This window comes from Candidatus Methylobacter oryzae, assembly GCF_003994235.2.
Taxonomy (GTDB): Bacteria; Pseudomonadota; Gammaproteobacteria; order Methylococcales; family Methylomonadaceae; genus Methylobacter_A; species Methylobacter_A oryzae.
In genome coordinates this window covers 1-23322 of sequence record NZ_RYFG02000024.1, presented here as the reverse complement: position 1 = coordinate 23322, position 23322 = coordinate 1, and the positions used below count along the sequence as shown (strand labels likewise).

Here is a 23322-nt window from a genome sequence, read left to right as displayed (position 1 = left end):
CGCGCCCTCCCGGCGCTCGCACTTCGTGCGCCGTTGGCGTCCCAATCCGCTCCCGGCGGATTGGTCTTTGGTTACTTTCTTTTCGACTGCATGGATGCAGGAGGTACGACCCCACGGATGGGAGAGGTAGAATCGCGTCTGGAACAGCGATCGAGAGCAACGCAGGAGCAGTTGCCGAGGCGACGCAAAAGAAAGTAACTCGCCCTCGGGGGCGAGACCCCGATTCAAATAAACCGTCGCGCTAGCGACACCTTATATTGGAATAATTTGGGCTATGTTTCTAACTAACAAAGAAACGCTTTAGTGCTCAATCGCTCTTGTAATGCCGGAGAAAGTTTCTTTAACGTTACCTGTGCATCGTCATTAGTAAAATGCCATTCCATAGGTTGAGCGATAGCATTTCTTTTCTTGGTTCGCGGGTGATCGGAGCGCGGACAGTTGCCGCCAGCTCTGGGCCGGCATCCGCGATGCTTACCGGGCCACCCACACCAACACCGACTTCCGGCATGCCTACCAAGGTGTGTTTAGGGAAAACCACCAAGCACTCTTTCAAGGAACGCCGCGCGAAATCATCAGCGGGCAAAACGCATGTCAAAGCTTGGCATCGGTTGGTTTCGAGATCAAAACGGCTTTCGTTACAGACGTGAAGATGCCGGTTATTACGATGTGTCGGTGGGCTTAAATTGGAAGCCCAAGTTTTGGTTGATAGTTCGTTCTGAAACCCGATACGATTGGAGGCAGGCTTAAATATCTCCTCATGATGAAGGTCGGCGGTTTGACCAGTCGATGCCGTTGTAAATTTCTAATGTAAGGCTGGCGGGAATTTCAGTGCCTATAAAAGAATTGGAGAGAGCGTTTGTTGCATAAAATCGAAATTCCCGGTAGACGAGTACAGTCCAGTTATAAGTGTTCATTGGCCTGATTTATCGATGCCTCGTTAACTTGGTTAGGCCCGCAACGATAGGCTCTGGCTATGGCAACGCCATTGAAAGCGCCGATTGGATGAAGATTAACCATAGTAATATGCGTTGCGGTCAGTTGTTCTGCTTTGTTAAGCGCTGAGAGTTTCGCGAGGTTTTGCCAATTATGATTCTTGCCGTATCCGGAACTACCATCCACTTCAGCCAAATACTCGCACCCTTGAATATCCGTTTCGCTCGCAATATGAACCTCTGCAAACAAATTGCCGGAGGCAAAAAACAGCAACATTACGGTTACTAAGTTGCGGAAAAAATGCATCTTTAAGAAAGTGTGTGCGCTCATAAAATCTCATTAGTTGTTATTATTAAAAGGATGGGAAAATTAGTGATGCAGCTTAATTAATTTCGTATCGAAACGAAATAATAGGTTAGATGGTATTGATTCAAAAGTAAATATGCCGCGCTAGTTTTTTACAAATTTTCATCAAAAATAAATGAGACATGAAGCATCGGAATGTATTTCATAATTAAAGAGAAATTGCAGGCGATATATCTGTAAAGCCGTCTACGATTGCTTGAAGCAAACAATGTCTTTTTTCTAGTACAATTCAGGTATCTGGATTGCTAGATAAAAAATACTGAAAAATCGCCAACATCGACCTGCATACAGATAAACATTTTTCTTGCTGATATTTTTGATAACCACCTATGGAAACAGTTGATTTATTCGATTTGATTGAGCGCATGTCGGCTTTAATTCGTTCGGAAGAACGAAAAAAATGTGCCGCAGTAGGTTTGCAAGCCGTGCATTTGCAGGCTCTGAACTATTTGTCGCGTTGCAACAAATACAGCGATACTCCAGGCGCACTCACCAATTATCTCGGCATGACCAAGGGTACCGTTTCTCAAACCGTATCGTTATTGGAAAAGAAAGGCTATATAAAAAAAGCGACCGACCCCAATGATGGGCGCGTTGTTCATCTTGAGTTATTACCGGAAGGCCGGAAAATTCTGGAGCAAGCCAAACCCGCCGAGTTATTTATTAAAGCGGCCGCGATGATGGAGAATAAAGAAGACATTCTTAGTTACGAGATTGCTTTTTCTAACACGCTGGCGGCGCTCCAGAAAGCCAACCGAACGCAATCGTTCGGCGTGTGCAAGACGTGCCATTATTTTACGCTAACAGACGATGGTTTTTTATGCGGCTTAACCAAACAACTGCTCTCTGAACCGGATAGTGAACAGATTTGCCAGGAGCACACCATGGTTTTATGGCGGTTGTGAGTATCCTGATCAATTACCGTTAGTACCACACGTGTTATTTTGCGCATTACCCGATCAAAAAATGGCTTAACCATTTAATCGTCAAAGAGCGGCATCGCCGGTTTCGCCGGTGCGTATCCGAATGACTTGCTCCAGGCTTTTAACGAAGATCTTGCCGTCGCCGATTTTGCCGGTATTCGCGACGGTCATAATCGTCTCAATTACGTTATCCAGGCTGTGATCGGACACGGCAATTTCAAGCGTTACTTTCGGAAGGAAATCGATTACATACTCCGCGCCCCGGTAAAGTTCCGTATGGCCTTTTTGACGGCCAAAGCCTTTTACCTCCGAGGCAGTCAGACCACTAACCCCTATATCGACGAGCGCAGCTCGTACGTCATCCAACATATGCGGTCTTATTATTGCGGTTACTAATTTCATTCATTCACTCCAGAACAACCAGGGCTATATCGCTGCTAAAAATTGGTTTTTTTCGCACAAATTCCTTGTCTGTACCTAGTTATCCGCGCTTGAAGTGTTGCCAATAAAGACAGTGGCATGGCTTTTGTAGATTGTCGAATTACATTCGCCTTAAAGGATAAGGAAAATGGAATCCGAAACAGGGATTGTGGTTTCGAATCGCTTTTATTATAGTATTGATTCAAAACCAAGATCAAGTTAATTCAACAGTCAACGTGGGTAAATACGGCTAACGCGTTAATATCTTGAATAGGAAATTAACCCTATTATTTTGCAAAGCACTGCGGGGAAGCGATAAGGGGATATCTGAAAATATAAGACCGATCCGGAACTACACCGGCCTAAGATTTTTATAAAGGATGAGATCAGCGGCAACAACGATGCTTAGAACGTAACAACCATATCCACGGCGAGTTCCAGCTGATTATCTTGTGTGTGATTATTGTAAGCTTTAGTTTTTGAGTGCGCCCAGTCGTAACGAAGTTCAGGGCGCAACGTAAGCCAGCCAATTGCTTTCCAGTTGACTCCGGCAGTTATCGCGTAGTAATCGCCCGGGCTGCCGATATTAAGACGGGTGCCGTTATTATCGCGAAACCATTCGCCCCTGATGCCGGCAGAAACTGTATCGCTAAGGTCATAAAATAAATATTGGTTAATACCGTACCAAAACACATCGTTTAACGAATTAACAGCTTGTCGCTGATAGCCAATATCGTTTTGAAAGACATATTGCAGCTTATCGCCAAGCCTTTGCGATATAACCAAGCTTGATAACGTTCTGTTTGACGATGCGGCTTTATTGCCCACGTCGCCGCTGATGATAGACCATGAAGCCGCGCTGCTTGCCTCATCGTTTGTCCATGACAGGTCGCCCAGAAAGTTCCAGTTAGACAGGTTTTTATCGAAATTGTCCCAGCCTGTGACTGCGCCGCTATTGACAGTGAAGTTGTTATTAACGGCATAGCTAAACAACACCCCGCTGTGGGTAAAAGGCTCGCCGTATTGCATCGCATAAGAATGGGAATAAAAAAAGTTATTCGGCGCAGTCACGACTTCATGACCGATAACCGTATAAAAATGCCCGATCTTGGCCGTGATGCCTTTACCGAAAGGCATGAATACTTCCATATAAGCCTGGGGAATAGCTAAATCGTAATGTCCCAGATCCCGTTCATTGATGAGTTTATCGTCAAGGCCGGTAGCGTGAGTAAAGCGGCTATCCGTGCCAAATAGTACATCTATCCGGCCGCCGACGTTCCATTCGTTTGCGTCCATATCGACTAAGCGTTCTACAAACAAGTTAGCCTGATTAAGCAATACCTTGTTACTTTGATCGTTAAACGATATCGGCGAGTTGTTGTGATTTGCCTGGTTATCGGTAGCATAAGTAGCGCCAACTGCCAGCCAACCGCCGGCATTTAGCCCATGCTTTTGCATTAGTTCTAACTGATTAATATCTTTGCCGCTAACTGCCGAAAACAGGCCTTCGCTTTTTGCCGAACCGCATGTAGTTAAAAGAAAGATAGCCAAGCAGGCTTGCCGAACGGACATTGAAGTTTCTAAAGCAATCACAGTCGAAGATAAGATGGAGTTAAGTCTCTGATTAAAAATTGCTATTGCGAGTAATCGGGGGATTCGTTGGGTTGACCTTGATCTCGGCATTATAAATCAAAACATCGCGTTATGATTCTACCTTGATTATAGGGCTGCGATTCCGGGCTGTTCTACATAGTTATAAAAATACAAAAATAAACGCAATAACAAAGCCCAGGTTGCCGAAAAACAGCGGATCTGTCTTGAATCGTTTAAAGGTTTCATTCAGTATCGCGCCGCCGAGCAGGTAAAAAGGATAGACCCTCAGCGAAGTAAAATGGCCCAGGTCGCCGGGCAGGTAATAGAAAATGAACGTATTCAGGGAAATAGCGCTTGAAATGTTGGCGAATGTTTCCAGCAACAACGCATCGACAGAGACTGCAAAAGCAAAAACAGCAGCCTCGTATTTGAACCGATAAGACTGAATCTTTTTCCGGACAAAATAAAGATGGTAGCCGAACAGCGGCCATTGAAAAAAAGCAAACACCGACGTATCGCCGCCATGAATCGGCGCGACCTGATAGAGCCAGAGCGGCGAATCGAAAACCGTTCTGTAAAAGCTATTGATCGCTACCTCGCTAATAATGCCTATCATCGCGAGCGTGCCTGCATACATGTAGGCGTCTTTGATATTTGTCGGCGTTGATTTACCGGTGAGGGCAAGGCCCAGGAAATAAACCACCGCCACCAAATACAGGAAAAAAAGGATCAGGTTTGTAGCCATGGGCTGATTTAATCTGTTGATTCGATTCAGACTTCCCGTGCGGTTCGCGCCTCACCGCTGTGGGCCGGTTCTCCAAGCAGGAGCTTGGGAGCCGGCGATTGCGTCTTGTCGCGTTAAAAGGAGACTTCCTTAAATTTGGCATTGGGCGTGAGAGCTTCCATTTTCTTGAGTTGGTTTAACTCGACCCGCGATTGTTCGTGTCCGATACCGAGAATCAGGTATTCTTGTTTTTCGGCCGTGGTCAGCGTATCCAGGGCCTTGCCTTCAATGATTTGATGGTTTTTTAGCGTTAGTCTTACCCGATAGCCGTGCATGCAGGCGAGTTCAAGGTAATCGTGAAGATCGCAGGATATAGTAGGTTGGTTCATGACTCTTCTCCATTCAGACGAAGTGATGATTGGACAATTGTAATTCCCCGCAGGCTCGAAAGTAACATTCTAAGCAGCACCGGTCAAACAATTCCAGTACGGCCTGATAGCTAAGCCGGAGCTTTGAGAGCAGGGTAGAGCTTAATTTTTTGCTAGTTCCCAAGCTCCTGCTTGGGAATTCGGTTTGGAAAGCTCAGCTTTCCGTCTCGCGAAGCTGAGCTTCGCCGACTGGGTTCCCAATCTGGAGATTGGGAACCAGCGCAATGGATAGGCCACGTTGTGACCGCTCTCGTTCCCACGGGCTCCGTGGGAATGTGGTCAAGGCGCGCTGCGCCGCGAATCACGATCAGCGTCTGGGGTATACGGGACGCAGCGCGTCCTGCACTGCATTCCCACGCGGCGCGTGGGAACGAGGAAACCCGCGCAAAAGTCTCTGTCCTGCAAGAACGTTGCGAGCCAGACCTTCCAGGTTTTAAAAACCTGGAAGGTCTACACATTGTAGCGCTACGGGATAGTTTTGCTAGTTTGTTAGTTCCCAAGCTCCAGCTTGGGAATTCAGTACGGGAAGCTCCAGCTTCCCGACTCGCAAAGCTAGAGCTTTGCTCACTGGGTTCCCAAGCAGGAGCTTGGGAACCAGCGTAAAGTGTGGAAACGAACAATCGTTGAGATGGAGCGAAGAAAACCGGCCTGTGTTACGAATTCAATCCCGTTTGCCGCGCCGAGTACCGGAGCTTTCGCCGGGAACAGCCCGTAGGGGCGCGGCAGGAAGCCGCGCGTTGTCGGGGGGCCATGGATGGCCCTTCCGGCAACCCCCGGTGAAAGCGAGGAACGCAGGAAGCAAGCGGCAACCGGGCCGCCTTTCTTTTGGATACTTTTCTTTGGCGGAGCAAAGAAAAGTATCTCGCCTTCGGGGGCGAGACCCCGATTCAATTAAACGTCGCGTGAGCGACACCTTATGTTTCAGGGAGATTGTTCCGATGGCAATGTTGGGCTTCATTGCATTCAGCCCAACCTACGGCCTGGAGATTGGGAACCAGCGCAAATTAATCATTTCTTGGTTTTTTCTTACCACCAAAAAGTCCAGCTCTATGGTTGTTAACTAAGTCTGACACAGGGGTTAGAGCGTTTAACTGGTCAGCGGCTGTCATTGCGGATGCGCTGCCTGAAAGGCTAGCTCCATGCTTATTCAATAAATCTGACATACTGGTTGTAGCCTTCCAGTGGTCAGCGGCTGTAATTGCGGATGCGCTGCCTGAAAGGCTAGCTCCATGCTTATTCAATAATTCTGACATACGGGTTACAGCGTCTAACTGGTCGGCGGCTGTCATTGCCGATAGGGCGGATGCGCTGCCTGAAAGGTTAGCTCCATGCTTATTCAATAAATCTGACACACTGGTTGTAGCTTTCAAATGATCTGCGACTGTCATTGCGGATAGAGCGGACGCGCTGCCTAAAAGACTAGTTTTATTATCTATGAGATTGGAATAGCTAGTAGAATTACTCCTCAGCTTCTTAATTTCTTCATTTAGCTTTTCAGAGTTATTGTCTTTAGGTTTATCTTTCTCTTTGGATAGTTCCAAAGCTAATGCTTCAATTTTAGATAAGAGATCTTCTTGTTCTTGTTTTATTTCAGCGGCTTTAATTTCCTGTTGCGATATTTCTGTTGTTAAATTTTTTACAAAAGTTCCCATTTCATCAGCACTTCCTGCCATTCGATTAAACATTGCCAGAAAATAAGATAAAAGTTCGTTATTAGAAAAATTTGGGTATCTTATTTTGTGATCAATTTCACTCCAGCCTTCTTCAAAAATTGTTCGAACTTGAATTTCAGCGAAAAATGTTTTTTTACCTGGTTGAGTTGGTATCACATAATGAATTGATCTATATCCTGCTGGATGATATTTAACTTCGCATCCATTTTTTCTATAACTATCAGCTGTAGCATTTTCATCACCCTCTCGAATATAAGCAATAACATTTTCAGTAGGATGCCATGATTCTAAAATATAGCTATGCATGTCTTCCCACTCATATTTGAAAAGATGGATTGCTCTAATTCCGATTAAGTCGGTAACTTTATCAGCATAATCAGAGACTGATATTGACTTATATTTCTCGCTATCTTCTACGCGCTTTCGGATAATCTTTTCCATTAGATGCTCTGGTTTTTTAATTCTCCATCGAACTGAATGTACTGAGTTACATTTTTGCAACATTTTAGCTAGAAGCTCAGCTGCAGCTTCTAAGTCAGATGTATTTTTATGATGATCTAAGCCTATCGCCTTCAGTTCTTCCCAACCTATGTTTGCAGATTCCCAGTCAGCTTCAGTTATGCGATTTCTTTTCAAGAAAGATTGCACATTCATATTCGCTAATTCCATAGGTTGTTCCTCGTTTCTAAATTAATAATTGCCAACTTTAGATATGCTGATAGTCTCATCATTAGACAATCTATACCTTATTGCGATAGGCTGCTATCGGCATGGTTCGTGCGTTTCGTAGCTTGAAACCAAAAAACCCCATCACCCACACTTACTCTCCCCACAATTCAAACAAGTCATACACCCATCCATCAACACCATAGCCTTGGTACTGCACTTGTTACAAAGCACGGCTTTCTCAGGAAACGCCTGTCCCTCCGATTCCCCATGAGCCGCTTCAAACTCCTTGCGCTTTTCATCAAGAAACTGTTTTTGATGGTCGCTCATCGCTTCCGGCTTGATCATGCCGATATGTTTCAGGTGCGATTCAATCGCATAGCCGATTTCGGCAACCAGTGACGGCATGAACACGCCGCCTTTTTTGAAATAGCCGCCGCGCGGGTCGAAAACGGCTTTCATTTCTTCAACCAAAAAGCATGCGTCGCCGCCTTTGCGGAATACCGCCGAGATCAACCGCGTCAGCGCCAATACCCACTGGAAATGCTCCATGTTTTTCGAGTTGATGAAGATTTCGTAAGGCCGGCGTTCTTCGTGCTCGGTGCCTTGGTTCAGGATCATGTCGTTGATCGTGATGTACAGCGCATGTTCCGACTGCGGGGTTTTGATTTTGTACGTTGAACCGAGCAGCACTTCCGGGCGCGTCAGGTTTTCGTGCATGCTTTCCAGCGACGGCTGTTCAGGTTCTTGTTTAGCCGGTTCGGCATCGTCTTTGCTCAGAACCTTATAGCTGACGATTTTTTTGGTAATTTTATGGCTCATGTCGTTAGTCTCGATTAAAGTTTCGATGGCGTCGGTTTGTTGTTCTTGGTTTTGTTGCGCTGCCATCAGAATTTACCGTAATAGCCTTCTTTCAACGCATCGAACAAATTCGCGGCGGTGTGGATTTCGCCGTCGTATTCGACTTCTTCGTTGCCTTTAAATTCTACGACATGGCCGTCTTCCAATGTGAATTGGTAGGTGGTGTTTTCGAGGTCGGATTCTTTAACCAATACGCCTTGGAACACTTCAGGGTTAAAGCGGAACGTGGTGCAGCCTTTCAGGCCTTTGTCGTAGGCGTATTCGTAAATCGATTTGAAGTCTTCATAAGGATAATCGGTCGGCACGTTCGCGGTTTTCGAGATCGACGAATCGATCCATTTTTGCGCGGCGGCCTGAATGTCGACGTGCTGTTTCGGCGTGATGTCGTCGGCGGCGATGAAATAGTCCGGCAATTGCTGGGCCGGGTCGTCGCTGTACGGCATCGCGTCGTCGTTGACCAGCGCGCGGTAAGCCAGCAGTTCGAACGAGAACACGTCGATTTTTTCTTTGGACTTTTTACCGGCGCGAATCACGTTGCGCGAGTAATGATGCGCAAAGCTCGGCTCGATGCCGTTGCTGGCATTGTTTGCCAGCGACAGCGAGATCGTGCCGGTCGGCGCGATAGAGCTGTGATGCGTAAAGCGCGCGCCGGTTTCGATCAGCTCGGCGACCAGCTCGGGCTCTTCCTTAGCCAGTTGCTGCATGTAGCGGCTGTACTTGGTATGCAGCAGTTTTCCGGGTACGCGGTCGCCGACTTGGTGGCCGTCGGCAATCATTTCCGGGCGTTTGTGCAGCATTTCGCCGGTCACGGTGAACATTTCTTCCATGATCGGGGCCGGGCCTTTTTCTTTGGCGAGCGCAAGCCCGGCTTTCCAGCCTTCCACGGCCAGGACCTTGGTCACTTCTTCGGTAAATTGCAGCGATTGCGCATCGCCGTAAAGCATGCCCATCATCGTGACGGTCGAGCCCAATCCCAAATAACCCATGCCGTGGCGGCGCTTGGTCAGGATTTCCTCGCGCTGTTGCGGCAGCGGCAGGCCGTTGATTTCGACGACGTTGTCGAGCATCCGGGTGAAAATCTTGATCGCTTTGCGGTAGCTGTCCCAATCGAACTCGGCGTCGTTGGTGAACGGTTTTGTCACAAAGCGGGTCAGGTTGATCGAGCCTAAAAGGCACGAGCCGTAAGGCGGCAACGGTTGTTCGCCGCAAGGGTTGGTCGCGCGGATTTTCTCGCAAAACCAGTTGTTGTTCATCTCGTTGACTTTGTCGATCAGGATGAAGCCCGGCTCGGCGTAATCGTAAGTCGAACTCATGATGATGTCCCACAGACGGCGGGCAGGGATGGTTTTGCTGATTTTGCAGGCGACCTGGCCGTCTTCGTTAAGGATGTAGCCGTCGATATAAGGCAGGTCGCGCCAGATGATTTGGCTGTCGTCGGCCAGATCCAGGTTGTCCAGTTGGATTTGTTTGTCGGTGACCGGGAACGACAGCGGCCAAGGCTGGTCGTTTTTGACCGCTTCGACAAATTCGGCGGTAATCAGCAGCGACAGGTTGAATTGGCGCAACCGGCCGTCTTCGCGTTTGGCGCGGATAAATTCGACCACGTCGGGATGGCCGACGTCGAACGTCGCCATTTGCGCGCCGCGCCGTCCGCCGGCCGACGATACGGTGAAACACATCTTGTCGTAGATGTCCATGAACGACAGCGGGCCTGAGGTGTAAGCGCCTGCGCCGGACACGTAAGCGTTTTTGGGGCGCAAGGTCGAGAATTCGTAACCGATGCCGCAGCCGGCTTTTAGCGTCAGTCCGGCTTCGTGGACTTTAGCCAGAATATCGTCCATCGAATCGGCGATCGTGCCGGATACGGTGCAGTTGATCGTCGAGGTGGACGGTTTGTGTTCCAGCGCGCCGGCGTTCGAAATAATACGGCCGGCCGGAATGACGCCCTGACGCAAGGCCCACAGAAATTCTTTGTAGTGCTGTTCTTGTTTGGTTTTGTTTTTCTCGACCGAGGCAATCGCCCTGGCAACGCGCTGGTAGGTCTCATCGATGGTGCCGTCAATCGCTTCGCCATCTTTGGTTTTTAAGCGGTATTTCGTATCCCAGATGTCCATTGAGGCGTCCTGAAACGGTATTTCAGTCACGGTGTTTGGAATGACATGTAGCTTTGCCGACATTAAGAGATCCCTATTGGTTAAGTTTGGAGAAGTAAAGTTGAAGACCGGCCGCTTACGGCTGGTCATCGATATATAGTGTCTATATGGTTAGAATAGCACAATATATAGTGTTTTTGTGAAAAAATAAAAACAACCTGTTAAACCAAACAGTTACGTCGGAATCCGCTATTCGGCCAAAAAATCGCTGCTTTGATGTTGCTGCATGGCGTGATATTTGCCTTGCTTGGCTGTGATATTAATAGTTGCAAAAGTTCTTACAATGACAGCGTTTTTATATGGCGTGAGTGACGGTTTTGGTGAACGCGCGTTGCTTATCCATCCTACATTGCGTTGTCTTATAGGCGTCGTTGGCAGGGTGAATAAGTGCAATGTATCCGTGCAGCGACCCAGCGGGCTATTCACTCGGTACAGCCCCTGTACCTCTCCTTTCGGGTGCTGCGCATGCAAATCGGCTATCCTGCCGGTTTGTCCCGCCGAAAGCTCCGGTGCTCGGCGCCGCAAACGGGATTTAATTCATGCCATCGGCACTAACTTTCTGCTTGTTCCTGGCGCAGGGTATAACTTCGTCAACGACAAACCCACGGTCAATAGCTTTTGCTGTTAATATGACATAATCAATTTGCTCGTTGATTTAACGCCTTTAGTTAAGAGCTTTCCGTATGGCTAACACCTTAATACAGGTGACTCATTATGCTTAAGTTGTACAGTAATTCCTTTACGGCAATGGGAACGGAGTGTTGTCTGCATTTATATGTTTCCAGCCCATCCGATGCTGACGCTATTGCGTATTCGGCTATTCAGGAAGTGCTCAGGGTTGAAGCGCGCTATTCTAGATACCGTACCGGCAGCTTTCTTGCTCGAATCAACCATGCGGCCCAACGCGGCGCAGTTATTGAGGTGGACGAAGAAACCGCGGGACTGCTGGACTATGCTTACGCCTGCTATAAAAAAAGCGGTGGTTTATTCGATATAACGTCCGGTATTTTGCGCCAAGCTTGGGATTTTTCTGTATTGAATTTGCCGGCACAATCGGAGATAAACCGGTTACTGCCGTTCATCGGCTTGGATAAAGTCCGGTGGCAATCTCCCCGTCTAAGCTTCTCGATTCCAGGCATGGAACTGGATTTCGGCGGCATCGGCAAGGAATATGCGGCAGACCGGGCTGCGGCCCTTTGTGCGGCGCAAGGTGTTGAACATGGTTTGGTGGATCTTGGCGGCGATATTGCCGTTATCGGTCCTCATCCTGACCGCGAACCGTGGCGGATCGGCATTTGCCATCCTAGAAATCCAAATAGCCCTATGGCTAGCGTTGATGTCGAGAAAGGCGCTTTGGCGACTAGCGGTGATTACGAGCGATTTATCGAGATCGACGGAAAACGCTATTGCCACCTGTTAAACCCCAAAAGCGGATGGCCCGTGCGTGGTTTATCCTCGGTCAGTGTGTTGGCCGATCAGTGTTTGGTGGCCGGCAGCGTTGCTTCGGTAGCGATGCTGAAAGGTTTGGACGGAATCGGTTGGTTGGATGGGCTGGGGGTTCGGTATCTCTGGATGGATGATGAAGGAAGACAAGGAGACAGTTTGTTTGCATCTTCGTTGTCTTGAAGCCGGAGCCGGGCATCCTTGCCCACCCGTAAAATTCCGATCAAAAAATTAAGCGGAAAGATTAATATTGGTTCCGCTAGGTCCCAACTCGGGTTGTCCGCCCAGCGTATTCAAGGACTGCAAACCGCTTGCCAACGTCTGGGCCGGAGGCGGTGCCGCTCTATCATTACTGCCGGCTGTTGCCTGATGGTGATGATGTATCTGACCCATCATGGTTTTCATGCCATCGACAAAATCCTGCTTGGAAACACTGCCGGTCCCGTTAGGATCCAGTTTACTGAAAATGGCGTCCGCCCCCATGGACTTAAAAGCCGCCGGCGGATTCGTATTTTGAAAAGCTTGTTCGAACTGTGCCTTGCTGATAGTGCCTGAGCCGCTGGTGTCGATTTTCTGAAAGAGGTCCGACATTTTCTGCGTCGGCGACGACATACGAGAGCTCGCCCCAGACATCACTTTGGGCGGCATATATACGCCGCCCATACCCGAAATGGACATACTCATTTTATTCCTCCCTTATTTCTAATAGAAATGCGAAGCGGCAAATAAATGCCGCACATTCGTCAATAAACTGACCGGAATGAGGTTTTTTAAGTTTTTAACGGTTAAAACCCTACTCCGGATATGTCAAAGCAATGCTTATGCCAATTCGAGTCAATAGGAAAATGGATCAGGATAAGATAGATTTTGTTTTTTCTTGTTTCCATGCAATAGGTAGAAACAAGAAAAAACTACAGCACTCGGAGTTCTTTGGAGTGTTTTTTATCGAATATCAGTTATTTATTCGCTCTATGCTCAATAATATCGTCAACCACGGCCGGGTCGGCGAGTGTGGAGGTGTCGCCCAGGCTGCCGATTTCGTTGGACGCCACTTTCCGCAAAATACGGCGCATGATTTTACCGGAGCGGGTTTTAGGTAAACCCGGAGCCCACTGAATAATATCCGGATGCGCAATCGGGCCGATCTCTTTCTTGACCAGTTCGATCAATTCTTGCCGCAGTTCTTCGGAAGGTTCAATGCCGACGTTCAAGGTCACGTAGGCGTAGATGCCTTGGCCCTTGATGTCGTGCGGATAGCCGACTACCGCCGCTTCGGCGACGTGTTCGTGCAAGACCAGCGCGCTTTCGATTTCGGCGGTGCCCATGCGGTGGCCGGAGACGTTGATCACGTCGTCGACGCGGCCGGTGATCCAGAAATAGCCGTCTTCATCGCGGCGCGCTCCGTCGCCGGTAAAATAATAGCCGGGGTAGTTCTTAAAATAAGTATCGACAAAGCGTTGATGGTCGCCGTAAACGGTCCGCATTTGTCCCGGCCATGAGTGGGCGATGACCAGGATGCCTTCGGCCGCGCCTTCGCGGATGCGGCCGTCGTTATCGACGATTTCAGGTTTGATGCCGAAGAAGGGCAGGGTCGCGGAGCCCGGTTTTAACGCGATTGCACCGGGCAATGGCGTGATCAGGAAGCCGCCGGTTTCGGTTTGCCACCAAGTGTCCATGATCGGGCAGCGGCTGTCGCCGACGACGTGGTAATACCATTCCCAGGCTTCCGGGTTAATCGGTTCGCCGACGCTGCCGAGAATTCTTAAACTGCGGCGCGAGCTGCGTTTAACAAATTCGTCGCCCTGCGCCATCAGCGCGCGGATCGCGGTCGGCGCGGTGTAAAAGATATTAACCTGGTGTTTGTCGATCACTTGCCAAAAGCGGCTCGCATCGGGATACGTCGGCACGCCTTCGAACATCAATGTGGTCGCGCCGTTGCATAACGGGCCGTAGATCATATACGAATGCCCCGTTACCCAGCCTATGTCGGCGGTGCACCAGTAAATGTCGCCGTCGTGGTAGTCGAATACGTATTTATGGGTCATCGCCGCGTGCAGCAAATAACCGCCGGTTGTGTGCAGCACGCCTTTGGGTTTGCCGGTGGAACCGGAGGTGTACAGGATAAATAATGGATCTTCCGCATCCATCTCTTCGGCTGGGCAATCGGCCGAAGCCGTTGCCATCGCTTCGTGATACCAGACATCGCGCTGGTCGTGCCAGTCGACGGCATTGCCGGTGTTTTTTATCACGATGACTTTTTCAAGGCCGGGACAATGCGCGGCCGCCTCATCGGCGTTGACTTTGATCGGTACGATCTTGCCGCCGCGATGGCCCCCGTCGGCGCAAATTAAAAAGCGGCAGTCGGCATCGAGAATCCGGTCTTTTAACGCTTCGGCCGAAAAACCGCCGAATACGATTGAATGCACGGCGCCGATCCGGGTGCAGGCCAGCATGACTGCCGCCGCTTCGCTGACCATCGGCAGGTAGATGCAAATACGGTCGCCTTTTTTCGCGCCTTGCGCTTTCAAGACATTGGCGAACTTACAGACTTGTTCGTGCAATTGCCGGTAAGTGATTTTCTTATCCTGCGCCGGGTTGTCGCCTTCCCAGATAATCGCGACTTGATCGGCGCGCGTTGCCAAATGCCGGTCCACGCAATTGACGCTGACGTTCAGTTTGCCGCCTTCAAACCAGCGGATATGGGCGGTCTTGAAATCGCAGTCGCTTACTTTATCCCAAGGCTTGCTCCAGTCCAGGAACTGTTCGGCCTGTTCGGCCCAGAATGCTTCCGGCTCGGCAATCGAGCGTTGATACATGGCTTTATAGGTTTCAGCTTTGATATGCGCCATCGCCGCGATTTCCGGTTTTATGGCATAAATTTTATCGTCAGACATCCATTTAATCCTTGGGTTGGGTTGAAGTTATTTGTCGAGCATGGAATGAATGCCATCCCAGCTTTCAGGCTTGTTTTGTTGCAGATAGCGGCAGCGCTTGAGCATGGCATTGCTCGGCGCATCCGCGTTTAACGTTGCGAAAATCTCTGCGGCTTCGGCGAAATCGGCATTTCTGTATAAGGCCAGCGCCTGTCGGTAACGAGCTATTTTTTCAAGCGCGGCGCTGTCAATGTCATCGGCGGTAGCGACCAATTCGTAAATGCTTTCTCCGCTTTCCCGGCCTTTAACCCGGACGGTATCGAGCTCTCTAACCACAAAGCCGGATAGGCCGCTTGCGGTTTGCCGGTCGATCATGATTTGCGTGCCGTAATATTTATTCAAGCTTTCGAGACGGGAACTGTAATTGACTTTATCGCCGATGCAAGTATAGCTTCGAGCCTGCTCCGAACCAATATTGCCGACGATCATGTCGCCGGTGGCAATGCCAATCCGGATATTGATCTCGGGCGCTCCGTTAGCCAGCCAAACAGGGCGTAAGTCGTTCAATTTTCTTTGCATTGCCAGCGCCGTTTGGCAGGCGTGGCTTGCGTGGTTTTGATGGCAAAGTTCAGGACTCCAGAAAGCCATGATCGCATCGCCGATAAATTTATCCAGGATGCCGTTTTGCCGGCTGATTTCCAAGGTCATTGCCGATAGATATTCATTCAGAATCCTGATTAACTCTTCGGCGGGCAGTTTCTCGCTGAAATTGGTAAATCCGGCAATATCGCTGAATAACACGGTCTGTTCTTTTCTTTCGCCGCCTAACCTTAACTTATCCGGCTGGCTGAGCAATTCGCTGACGATAACCGGGTCGACATATTTATTAAAGGTGCTGCGAATCAGTTCTTTTTCTTGTAAGTCGTTGGCCATCACGTTAAACGCCGCGGCTAATTGTCCGACTTCGTCGGAGTTTTGATAGCCGATGCGATGTTGGTAATTGCCGTGTTTAATTTCCAAGGTTCCTGTGGTGATCAGGCGTAGCGGGCGGGTGATGCGTTGCGAAATCAGCATGAATAATAAAGCGCCGGCTAACAGGATACCGCCGCCTATCATCGCAACCTGGCGCTGCAATTGCTTAAAAGGGCGCAAGGCTTGGTCCAAATTAGCGCTAAGGATATAGCCTGCCTGTTGATTATTTGTTTCAAACAAAACCCGTTTGGCGATATAACGTTCGTCATGCCAATTGAAGAGGCCGTTGTTCTGATGGTTGTTTAAAATACCGGCGGCCAAATCCGGGCTGGTATTTTTTGCGGCAACGTGGCTGCCGTTAAAGAACACGGCTTGCAGCGCGTTGTTTTTAGCCAGTAGCCGGGCCAGCCAAGCATCGTTTATCGGGTCGCAAACGACAATCAAACCTACCGCATAGTCATCGTTCAGGTTTTCTTTCAATGGAATGATATGGCTGCTGTATAAACCTTCGTCGACGCTAACAATGGTCGATACTATTTGCGCGGTATCCAGGTTGTGTTGGATATTAAATTCGGCAAAATTATCGGCCAACGGCGGTTCGCCCTGATCGTTTAACGAATAAACGGCCCTGATTGTAGGTTCGGCGTCGAGCATGAACACGAAATTCGCATGGGTGTCTTTGCCTATCTCTTCGACAAACGGATAAAAGTTGTCTTTGATCTGCGCTAAAAAAGAGCGGAATTTTTGGTCCGTGGTGATCACATGCGTCAGTGTTTGGATTTGTTTTTGCTCGATTTCCAAATCATGTTGAAACTGGGCTTGGGCGGCATCCAAATCGCTGGCAATTCTTTTGATTTCGTGCTGTTCGGCTTGCGTATCAATTAGATAGAGAGTCGTGCATAATAAGCCGGTAACTGAAATAAAGAAGGTGATGAATATCTTTTTATTGAGGTTCATAAAGATAAGCCGATGCGCTGACTCAACGAGAATAACACCAAGATGAAGAAACTTAGTTTTTATTTTTTATTAACGTATTTATCGGTACAGCAAGCTGTCGCGGCCCAATCCGTTTCCGGGCATATCGACTCGCCTGAACCCGTAAAACAGCTTGTCGTTTATGCGCAGCCGGAAGATGCCTCGATTAAATTGAACCAGGCTCAAAAAACAGTGTTGATTTCGCAAAAAGACACCGAGTTCCACCCGCCGTTAACGGCTATTGCAGCCGGGGATAAAGTGCAGTGGGCCAACGACGAAGGCAAGGAAATCGATCATAATATTTTTTCCCTGAGTCCGTTAACAAGTTTTGATTTAGGCTTGGGGGGAAAAGGTTCCAAGCTCGAGCAGCTTTTTAAAAATCCCGGCGTCGTCAATTATTATTGTTCGGCTCATAAAAATATGGAGGGCAAAATAATCATTTTGCCTAACCGTTATTATCAGCTCTTGGATCGTCCGGGCGATTTTTTAATCGAGAATCTGCCGGAAGGAAACTGGACGTTGAATGCGGTGGTTTTGCATCTGCGCTACAAAGCCGAACCTATTCAGTTAACGGTCGGCAAGACTCCCGTTAAAGACCTGACTTTAAAGATTGTAAAAAAATGAAATATTTATTGTTATTGGTTGTTTTGATGCTAAACGCTTGCGTTGACGCGCCTAAAGTCATCAAAGGTAAAGGCGCCGTTTATGGTATGTTGTCCGCGGACTCCCATCCCTTATTTAATTGGAAAGCGGAGCATGATTCCGGAAGCTCGATCTATGGAGAAACGAAGCAGGGCGGAATCAAGTATCAGGATAATATGGTTAATTATGCCAAGCTCGATGAATTATACGTCGGCCTGGTGCAAGCGAATTTGCCGCCGCAGTTGCATCACTTGACAGCAACGGCTGACGGCATGTCGCAAAAGTCTATCGCGTTGGCAACGGGAGACAGCATACAGATTCACAACAATACCGGTCGAAGCCAGAATTTCTTTGTCGCCAACCCCGGTTCGGACAGCGATATTCAAACTTTTCCCAGTTTGGTGGCCGGCGCTACCGCAAATTATAAAATCGATCTGGAAGGCGATTTGGAGCTGTTGTCGGAAGATAATGACGCGCTTAAGACGCTGCTTTTATCGAAGAAAAATATGCTGGCCAAGCGCTTGTCCAGTGGCGACAGTTATCAGTTCGACAATCTCGATCCTGGCAATTATCAATTGATTTTTTGGTATTGGCGTTTAGGTAAAATTCAACAAGCCGTGCAAATTCAGGCGGAAGAGAATATTCGGGTGGATAAGGTTTTGACGGTCGATAGTGTTATTCGTCATTAACCGTCGCCATTTAGCAATTGGAAAAGCAGGACACGAATTATCACGGATTAAAATCCATCTGGAGAGTTGGTTCTTGCTTGGTTTTAAGTATTTTAACATTGACCTAAGAGGGAGTTTATGAACAATCGATTACTATGCGCCGCGTTATTAGTGCTGCCGGTTTTTGCAAGCCACGCCGCCGAGACGAAAGTGTCGGAGCATGTGCTGAAGAACGGCATGAAAGTACTGGTTAAAGAGGATCACCGCTCGCCGATTGCGGTGTCGCAAGTCTGGTACAAGGTCGGTTCAAGCTATGAGCCGGGCGGCATTACCGGCATTTCCCATATGCTGGAACATATGATGTTTAAAGGCACCGACAAACATGCGGTCGGTGAATTCTCGCGCATCATCGCCGAAAACGGCGGCGAGGAAAATGCGTTTACCGGCGACGATTACACGGCCTATTTCCAAACCATGGAAGCTTCACGGCTGGCGGTCAGCTTTGAACTGGAAGCTGACAGAATGCGCAATTTGCACCTGTTGCCCGATGAGTTGAAAAAAGAGCTGCAAGTCGTGACCGAGGAGCGCAGGATGCGCACCGACGATAATCCCCAAGCGAAAATGCAGGAGCATTTCAATGCGATGGCTTATACGAACAGCCCGTACAGGAATCCTGTAATCGGCTGGCCCTCCGATATTGAAAATTACAAAGTCGAAGACCTGCAAGCCTGGTATCAGCGCTGGTATGCGCCGAATAATGCGACGCTGGTCGTCGTCGGCGATGTGCAACCCAAAGCGGTCTTCGCATTGGCGGAAAAATACTTCGCGCCGCTTAAACCCAGCGAGCTGAAACCGTTAAAGCCTCAGGTTGAAGTCGAGCAGCTCGGCGTGCGGAAAATGACCGTTAAACTACCGGCAAAACTGCCTTATCTGGTCATGGGCTATAAAGTGCCGTCATTAAAAACTGCGACGCAGGAGTCGGAGGCTTATGCGCTGGAGGTTTTGGCCGGCGTGCTGGACGGCGGCAGCAGCGCCAGATTGGAGTCGGGCCTGGTGCGCGGCAAGCAAATAGCCGTTTCCGTCGGTGCCGGTTATGAATTGCACTCAAGGTTGTCGACATTATTTACGCTGGAGGCGACGCCGGCTGAAGGCAAAAATGTCTGGGATCTGGAAAACGCGTTGAAAGAAGAGATTGCGAAGCTGCAACTGAAGCTGGTCGATAACGAGGAGTTGCAACGGATTAAGGCGCAGGTTCTGGCCAAGGCCGTTTACGAGCGGGATTCCGGCTTTTACCAGGCCATGCAGTTAGGCATGCTGGAGACAGTCGGCCTGGGCTGGAAAAAAGTCGATGAATATGTCGATAAGGTCAATCAGGTGACTGCGGAGCAGGTTCGCGATGTGGCGCTGAAATATTTGGTCGAAGATAAATTGAGCGTCGCTTATTTGGAACCTTTGCCTATTACTGAAACCAAGATCGAAAAAGGAGTTAGATAATGCGTATTCATCTGTTAAGTTTTATACTCAAAAAGCATAAGTTTCGTTTGAGCAGGCAAGCTGCTCAACTCAGCTTTATACCCAAAGGGCATAAGTTTCGTTTGAGCAGACCAACTGCTCAACTCAGCTTTATATTTATTGCCGGGTTTGCGGCGTTTTGTAACCCGGCGCAGGCCGCCGCAAAAATCGAGAATTGGCAAACGCCGCAAGGCAGCCGGGTTTACTACGTGCATACCGAAGGCCTGCCGATGGTCGATATACAGGTCGCTTTCGATGCCGGCAGCGCGCGCGACGGCAGCCAGTTCGGCCTGTCGGCGTTAACGTCCGCATTGCTGGATACCGGGGCAGGGCAGTGGAATGCCGATCAAATTGCCCAGCGCTTTGAAAGCGTCGGCGCGCAATTCGGTTCTGGCGTTACTAACGATATGGCTTCCGTTTCGCTACGTACGCTGACGGATAAACCCTTGCTCGATAAAGCGCTGGAAACCGTGCAAGTCATTTTGACCAGCCCGAGTTTTAACGAAGCCGATTTTCAACGGGAAAAGAACCGGACATTGGCCGGTTTGAAACAGCAGGAAGAATCTCCGGGCGAGCTGGCCAGCATTGCTTTCTATAAAGCTTTGTACGGCGATCACCCTTACGGTCATCCGACTCCCGGTTCAATCGCTACGGTTTCCGCTTTGCAGGTCGCCGATCTTCGCAGCTTTTATCAAAAATATTATGTGGCAACGAATGCGATGGTGGTCGTGGTCGGCGATTTGACCAAGGAACAGGCCGAGCAAGCGGCCGAGAAGCTGGTTGGCGGCTTGCCTGCCGGCCAAAAGCCCGAGCCCTTGCCGGAAGTGGCCATGCCGGCGAAAGCCAATGCGCAACATATCGATTTTCCTTCCTCGCAAACGCATGTGTTGGTTGGAATGCCCGGTACCTTCCGTAAAGATCCCGATTATTTCAATTTATATGTCGGCAATCATATTTTGGGCGGCGGCGCATTGGTGTCCAAGCTTTTTAATGAAGTCAGGGAAAAGCGCGGACTGGCTTACAGCGCGAGCAGCTCTTTCGGGCCGATGTTCAGGAAGGGACCGTTTGCGATCAGCTTGCAAACCCGTAACGATCAAACCGGGCAGGCGCTGGACGTGCTTAACAAAACCCTGGCCGATTTTATTGCGCAAGGACCTACTGAAGCCGAGCTGACGGCTGCGAAGAAAAACATTACCGGCGGTTTTGCGATGCGTTTCGATACCAATAAAAAGCTGGCCAACTATGTGTCTATGATCGGTTTTTACGACATGCCGCTGGATTATCTGGACACATTCCAGTCTTACGTCGAGAAAGTGACGGTTGCATCGATAAAAGATGCGTTTAAACGCCGCGTCGACCCGCAGTTAATGCAAACGATCACTGTCGGCGGGAGTGCAAACAAGAGTGAAAAATAAGCTCAGGATTATCGGCGGGGACTGGCGCAGCCGGCAATTAAGTTTTGCCGATGCGCCGGGCTTGAGGCCGACGCCGGCCAGAGTCAGGGAGACGCTGTTCAACTGGTTGCAGTATGAAATTGCCGGCAAGCAGTGCCTGGATTTGTATGCGGGAAGCGGCGCGTTGGGTTTTGAGGCCGCTTCCCGGGGCGCCAAGTTGGTTGTGCAGGTAGAAACAAACGCACAAGCGTGCCGGTGCTTGAAAGAAAATGCGCTTGCGCTGTCCGCCGCCGACCGGGTGAAAGTTGTACAAAGCGATGTCTCGCATTACTTGTCGGGGGCTGCGCAGGCTTTTGACGTCGTATTTCTCGATCCGCCGTTCGGCATGGGCTTGGCTGTGCAAACCTGTATGCAGTTGGAAGCTAACGGCTGGCTGGCTAAATACTCCAAGATTTATGTCGAAACCGAACGGCACTTTGATTTTTCACGCGGAGCATCCATGCCCCGCGCCCTGTCGGGTGGCCGCGCCATGCAAATCGGCAATGCTGCCGATTTGTCCGGCATGCCCGAAAACTGGCGGCTACTGAAAAGTAAAACGGCCGGCGAAGTTGCTTATCATCTGTTTGAGCGAAGTGAATAACGTCAGGTTATGATTACAAGAAACTGTACAAATGGGTATTTAAAAGCGGTTTCTTAGTATAGAATTGCCGCTTTTTTTTGAAAATCACAGATTATGCAAACCACTGCAATTTATCCGGGTACTTTTGATCCTGTTACCAATGGGCATTTGGACCTGATTGCCAGGGCGTCCAGGCTTTACCACAAAGTGCTTGTCGCCGTGGCGGTTAACAGGGGTAAAGCTCCGCTGTTCTCCTTGGATGAGCGCGTGGAGCTGGCTAGGGCGGTTACGTCGGAGTTTGCCAACGTCGAAGTCATCGGTTTCGATAACTTGCTGGTCGATTGTGCGAGACAGCACGGGGCCAATGTGATTTTGCGGGGCTTGCGGGCGGTATCCGATTTTGAATATGAGTTTCAGCTGGCCGGAATGAACCGGCGTCTGGCGCCGGAATTGGAAACCGTGTTCCTGACCCCGGCTGAACAATATGAGTTTATTTCCTCAAGCATGATCCGTGAAATTGCACAGTTGAACGGCGACGTGTCCTGTTTTGTTCCCGACCTTGTTCACCAGTCTTTAATTAACAAGTTTAGACCCCAGTAAAGTATGACCCTGGTTATTAATGAGGATAAATGCGCCCGATGCGGCGTTTGCGAGCCCGAGTGCCCGAATGAAGCTATTTATCAAACCGAGGATGCTTATGCGATAGATCTTTCGTTATGTACCGAATGCAAGGAGCGCTATGGCGACCCCTTATGTGCGGCGGTTTGCACTAACGACGGTATCGAAGAAGCCGAACAGAGTTTGTATAAAAAGTGTTTGAATTTATTTGGATGAGCAAGATGTATTGCTCGTCCGTGTTGTAATCTGTAGGAGTGTGTATGGCCCTTATTATTAATGATGAATGTATCAACTGTGATGTTTGCGAGCCGGAGTGCCCGAATGGTGCGATTTCTCAAGGCGAGGATATTTATGTCATTAATCCCGAATTATGTACCGAATGCGTCGGGCATCATGATTTGCCGCAATGCATGGATGTTTGCCCGGTCGATTGTATAAGCAAGGATCCCAAGCATGTCGAGGACAAGGAAAGTTTGTATCAAAAATATTTGAAATTGATAGGCTAAACCTAAGCGGATTAATTCGTCACGAAAACACGAAGTTTCTGTTTGGTTTTTTCTTATCTCGTTCCCACGCGCAACGTTTGTCGTTATGCCGGCAGTTTCTTGCCGGCGTTAGTTGGGAAACATGCGAATAGCAGACCTTCCAGGTTTTTACTGGAGCCGCTCCCGGCGGCTCCTGCACTTTCTGACCTCCATCCATGGCAGGCGTAAAACCTGGAAGGTCTAGTTCGCCAACGCTCAACGGAGCATAAATATTCCAGCCTACACGTTTTGTTTAGTGCGTGTTTTAAAAGTTTGATACCTTCCCCGAGGACAGCCTGGTCAGCATCAAATTAATCATGGCGATATGAACGAATGCTTTGC

General features: G+C 49.1%; 22 protein-coding genes. 11 read left to right on the top strand and 11 right to left on the bottom strand.

Going from position 1 to position 23322, the window contains the following annotated elements; all coding sequences use genetic code 11:
- The first annotated feature begins 588 nt into the window (after positions 1-588).
- On the top strand, positions 589-747 hold the full coding sequence (locus EKO24_RS23560; protein ID WP_127028932.1) for an outer membrane beta-barrel protein: 159 nt from the start codon (positions 589-591) through the stop codon (positions 745-747).
- Positions 748-900: 153 nt separating this feature from the next.
- Here EKO24_RS23560 and EKO24_RS04610 read toward each other — a convergent pair whose 3' ends face one another.
- Positions 901-1263: a DUF4156 domain-containing protein gene (locus EKO24_RS04610; RefSeq protein WP_241674398.1), complete on the bottom strand. Its 363-nt coding sequence runs from the start codon at positions 1261-1263 to the stop codon at positions 901-903.
- A gap of 365 nt (positions 1264-1628) precedes the next feature.
- On the opposite strand from EKO24_RS04610, the gene EKO24_RS04605 reads away from it, so the two are divergent.
- Complete coding sequence (locus tag EKO24_RS04605; protein ID WP_127028931.1) at positions 1629-2204, top strand: MarR family winged helix-turn-helix transcriptional regulator; 576 nt, start codon at positions 1629-1631, stop codon at positions 2202-2204.
- 81 nt (positions 2205-2285) lie between these two features.
- Here the strand turns inward: EKO24_RS04605 and EKO24_RS04600 are convergent, their stop codons facing one another.
- From EKO24_RS04600 to EKO24_RS04560, 7 genes are all read right to left on the bottom strand, one after another.
- Entirely contained in the window at positions 2286-2624 is a 339-nt protein-coding gene (locus tag EKO24_RS04600) for a P-II family nitrogen regulator (protein WP_127028930.1), read from the bottom strand.
- Positions 2625-3047: 423 nt separating this feature from the next.
- Positions 3048-4235, bottom strand: coding sequence for a porin (locus EKO24_RS04595; protein WP_241674397.1), 1188 nt, complete (start codon positions 4233-4235; stop codon positions 3048-3050).
- Between the two features lie 160 nt (positions 4236-4395).
- Entirely contained in the window at positions 4396-4980 is a 585-nt protein-coding gene (locus EKO24_RS04590) for a hypothetical protein (protein WP_127028928.1), read from the bottom strand.
- A gap of 113 nt (positions 4981-5093) precedes the next feature.
- Positions 5094-5348 carry a Rho-binding antiterminator gene (locus EKO24_RS04585; protein ID WP_127028927.1) on the bottom strand — a complete coding sequence of 85 codons (255 nt, stop codon included), beginning with the start codon at positions 5346-5348 and terminating at the stop codon, positions 5094-5096.
- A gap of 1043 nt (positions 5349-6391) precedes the next feature.
- Positions 6392-7729 carry a hypothetical protein gene (locus EKO24_RS04570; RefSeq protein ID WP_206667209.1) on the bottom strand — a complete coding sequence of 446 codons (1338 nt, stop codon included), beginning with the start codon at positions 7727-7729 and terminating at the stop codon, positions 6392-6394.
- Positions 7730-7870: 141 nt separating this feature from the next.
- Positions 7871-8548, bottom strand: a complete 678-nt coding sequence (locus EKO24_RS04565) for a TSCPD domain-containing protein (RefSeq protein WP_127028969.1) — start codon at positions 8546-8548, stop codon at positions 7871-7873.
- A gap of 65 nt (positions 8549-8613) precedes the next feature.
- Positions 8614-10764: an adenosylcobalamin-dependent ribonucleoside-diphosphate reductase gene (locus EKO24_RS04560; RefSeq protein ID WP_127028925.1), complete on the bottom strand. Its 2151-nt coding sequence runs from the start codon at positions 10762-10764 to the stop codon at positions 8614-8616.
- 690 nt (positions 10765-11454) lie between these two features.
- Between EKO24_RS04560 and EKO24_RS04555 the strand changes: the two genes are divergently transcribed.
- Positions 11455-12366, top strand: coding sequence for an FAD:protein FMN transferase (locus EKO24_RS04555; protein WP_127028924.1), 912 nt, complete (start codon positions 11455-11457; stop codon positions 12364-12366).
- A 48-nt stretch (positions 12367-12414) separates the two neighbouring features.
- Here the strand turns inward: EKO24_RS04555 and EKO24_RS04550 are convergent, their stop codons facing one another.
- From EKO24_RS04550 to EKO24_RS04540, 3 genes are all read right to left on the bottom strand, one after another.
- Complete coding sequence (locus tag EKO24_RS04550; RefSeq protein WP_127028923.1) at positions 12415-12867, bottom strand: EF-hand domain-containing protein; 453 nt, start codon at positions 12865-12867, stop codon at positions 12415-12417.
- Positions 12868-13139: 272 nt separating this feature from the next.
- Positions 13140-15077: an acetate--CoA ligase gene (gene acs, locus EKO24_RS04545; RefSeq protein WP_127028922.1), complete on the bottom strand. Its 1938-nt coding sequence runs from the start codon at positions 15075-15077 to the stop codon at positions 13140-13142.
- Positions 15078-15104: 27 nt separating this feature from the next.
- The gene (locus EKO24_RS04540) at positions 15105-16985 is read right to left on the bottom strand and encodes an adenylate/guanylate cyclase domain-containing protein (RefSeq protein ID WP_127028921.1); all 1881 of its coding nucleotides are present in this window, start codon (positions 16983-16985) and stop codon (positions 15105-15107) included.
- Between the two features lie 42 nt (positions 16986-17027).
- Between EKO24_RS04540 and EKO24_RS04535 the strand changes: the two genes are divergently transcribed.
- From EKO24_RS04535 to EKO24_RS04500, 8 genes are all read left to right on the top strand, one after another.
- Complete coding sequence (locus tag EKO24_RS04535) at positions 17028-17627, top strand: cupredoxin domain-containing protein (protein WP_127028920.1); 600 nt, start codon at positions 17028-17030, stop codon at positions 17625-17627.
- Entirely contained in the window at positions 17624-18334 is a 711-nt protein-coding gene (locus EKO24_RS04530; RefSeq protein ID WP_127028919.1) for a hypothetical protein, read from the top strand. The genes EKO24_RS04535 and EKO24_RS04530 overlap by 4 nt, the downstream gene beginning before the upstream one ends.
- 117 nt (positions 18335-18451) lie before the next feature.
- Entirely contained in the window at positions 18452-19807 is a 1356-nt protein-coding gene (locus EKO24_RS04525) for a M16 family metallopeptidase (protein ID WP_127028918.1), read from the top strand.
- On the top strand, positions 19807-21240 hold the full coding sequence (locus tag EKO24_RS04520) for a M16 family metallopeptidase (protein WP_127028917.1): 1434 nt from the start codon (positions 19807-19809) through the stop codon (positions 21238-21240). Before EKO24_RS04525 ends, EKO24_RS04520 begins: the two co-directional genes overlap by 1 nt.
- Positions 21230-21859 carry a 16S rRNA (guanine(966)-N(2))-methyltransferase RsmD gene (gene rsmD, locus EKO24_RS04515; protein WP_127028916.1) on the top strand — a complete coding sequence of 210 codons (630 nt, stop codon included), beginning with the start codon at positions 21230-21232 and terminating at the stop codon, positions 21857-21859. Before EKO24_RS04520 ends, rsmD begins: the two co-directional genes overlap by 11 nt.
- Before the next feature lie 93 nt (positions 21860-21952).
- Positions 21953-22438, top strand: coding sequence for a pantetheine-phosphate adenylyltransferase (gene coaD / locus EKO24_RS04510; protein WP_127028915.1), 486 nt, complete (start codon positions 21953-21955; stop codon positions 22436-22438).
- Between the two features lie 3 nt (positions 22439-22441).
- Complete coding sequence (locus EKO24_RS04505; protein ID WP_127028914.1) at positions 22442-22672, top strand: 4Fe-4S binding protein; 231 nt, start codon at positions 22442-22444, stop codon at positions 22670-22672.
- A gap of 44 nt (positions 22673-22716) precedes the next feature.
- Positions 22717-22962 (top strand): YfhL family 4Fe-4S dicluster ferredoxin, encoded by a 246-nt coding sequence (locus tag EKO24_RS04500; protein WP_127028913.1) that lies wholly within the window; start codon positions 22717-22719, stop codon positions 22960-22962.
- Positions 22963-23322: the final 360 nt, after the last annotated feature.

Bases quoted from the DNA above. Each gene is read 5' to 3' on its own strand.
- EKO24_RS23560 (WP_127028932.1), top strand. From the start codon at position 589: ATGTCAAAGCTTGGCATCGGTTGGTTTCGAGATCAAAACGGCTTTCGT.
- EKO24_RS04610 (WP_241674398.1), bottom strand. From the start codon at position 1,263: ATGAGCGCACACACTTTCTTAAAGATGCATTTTTTCCGCAACTTAGTA.
- EKO24_RS04605 (WP_127028931.1), top strand. From the start codon at position 1,629: ATGGAAACAGTTGATTTATTCGATTTGATTGAGCGCATGTCGGCTTTA.
- EKO24_RS04600 (WP_127028930.1), bottom strand. From the start codon at position 2,624: ATGAAATTAGTAACCGCAATAATAAGACCGCATATGTTGGATGACGTA.
- EKO24_RS04590 (WP_127028928.1), bottom strand. From the start codon at position 4,980: ATGGCTACAAACCTGATCCTTTTTTTCCTGTATTTGGTGGCGGTGGTT.
- EKO24_RS04585 (WP_127028927.1), bottom strand. From the start codon at position 5,348: ATGAACCAACCTACTATATCCTGCGATCTTCACGATTACCTTGAACTC.
- EKO24_RS04570 (WP_206667209.1), bottom strand. From the start codon at position 7,729: ATGGAATTAGCGAATATGAATGTGCAATCTTTCTTGAAAAGAAATCGC.
- EKO24_RS04565 (WP_127028969.1), bottom strand. From the start codon at position 8,548: ATGAGCCATAAAATTACCAAAAAAATCGTCAGCTATAAGGTTCTGAGC.
- EKO24_RS04560 (WP_127028925.1), bottom strand. From the start codon at position 10,764: ATGTCGGCAAAGCTACATGTCATTCCAAACACCGTGACTGAAATACCG.
- EKO24_RS04555 (WP_127028924.1), top strand. From the start codon at position 11,455: ATGCTTAAGTTGTACAGTAATTCCTTTACGGCAATGGGAACGGAGTGT.
- EKO24_RS04550 (WP_127028923.1), bottom strand. From the start codon at position 12,867: ATGAGTATGTCCATTTCGGGTATGGGCGGCGTATATATGCCGCCCAAA.
- acs (WP_127028922.1), bottom strand. From the start codon at position 15,077: ATGTCTGACGATAAAATTTATGCCATAAAACCGGAAATCGCGGCGATG.
- EKO24_RS04540 (WP_127028921.1), bottom strand. From the start codon at position 16,985: ATGAACCTCAATAAAAAGATATTCATCACCTTCTTTATTTCAGTTACC.
- EKO24_RS04535 (WP_127028920.1), top strand. From the start codon at position 17,028: ATGAAGAAACTTAGTTTTTATTTTTTATTAACGTATTTATCGGTACAG.
- EKO24_RS04530 (WP_127028919.1), top strand. From the start codon at position 17,624: ATGAAATATTTATTGTTATTGGTTGTTTTGATGCTAAACGCTTGCGTT.
- EKO24_RS04525 (WP_127028918.1), top strand. From the start codon at position 18,452: ATGAACAATCGATTACTATGCGCCGCGTTATTAGTGCTGCCGGTTTTT.
- EKO24_RS04520 (WP_127028917.1), top strand. From the start codon at position 19,807: ATGCGTATTCATCTGTTAAGTTTTATACTCAAAAAGCATAAGTTTCGT.
- coaD (WP_127028915.1), top strand. From the start codon at position 21,953: ATGCAAACCACTGCAATTTATCCGGGTACTTTTGATCCTGTTACCAAT.
- EKO24_RS04505 (WP_127028914.1), top strand. From the start codon at position 22,442: ATGACCCTGGTTATTAATGAGGATAAATGCGCCCGATGCGGCGTTTGC.
- EKO24_RS04500 (WP_127028913.1), top strand. From the start codon at position 22,717: ATGGCCCTTATTATTAATGATGAATGTATCAACTGTGATGTTTGCGAG.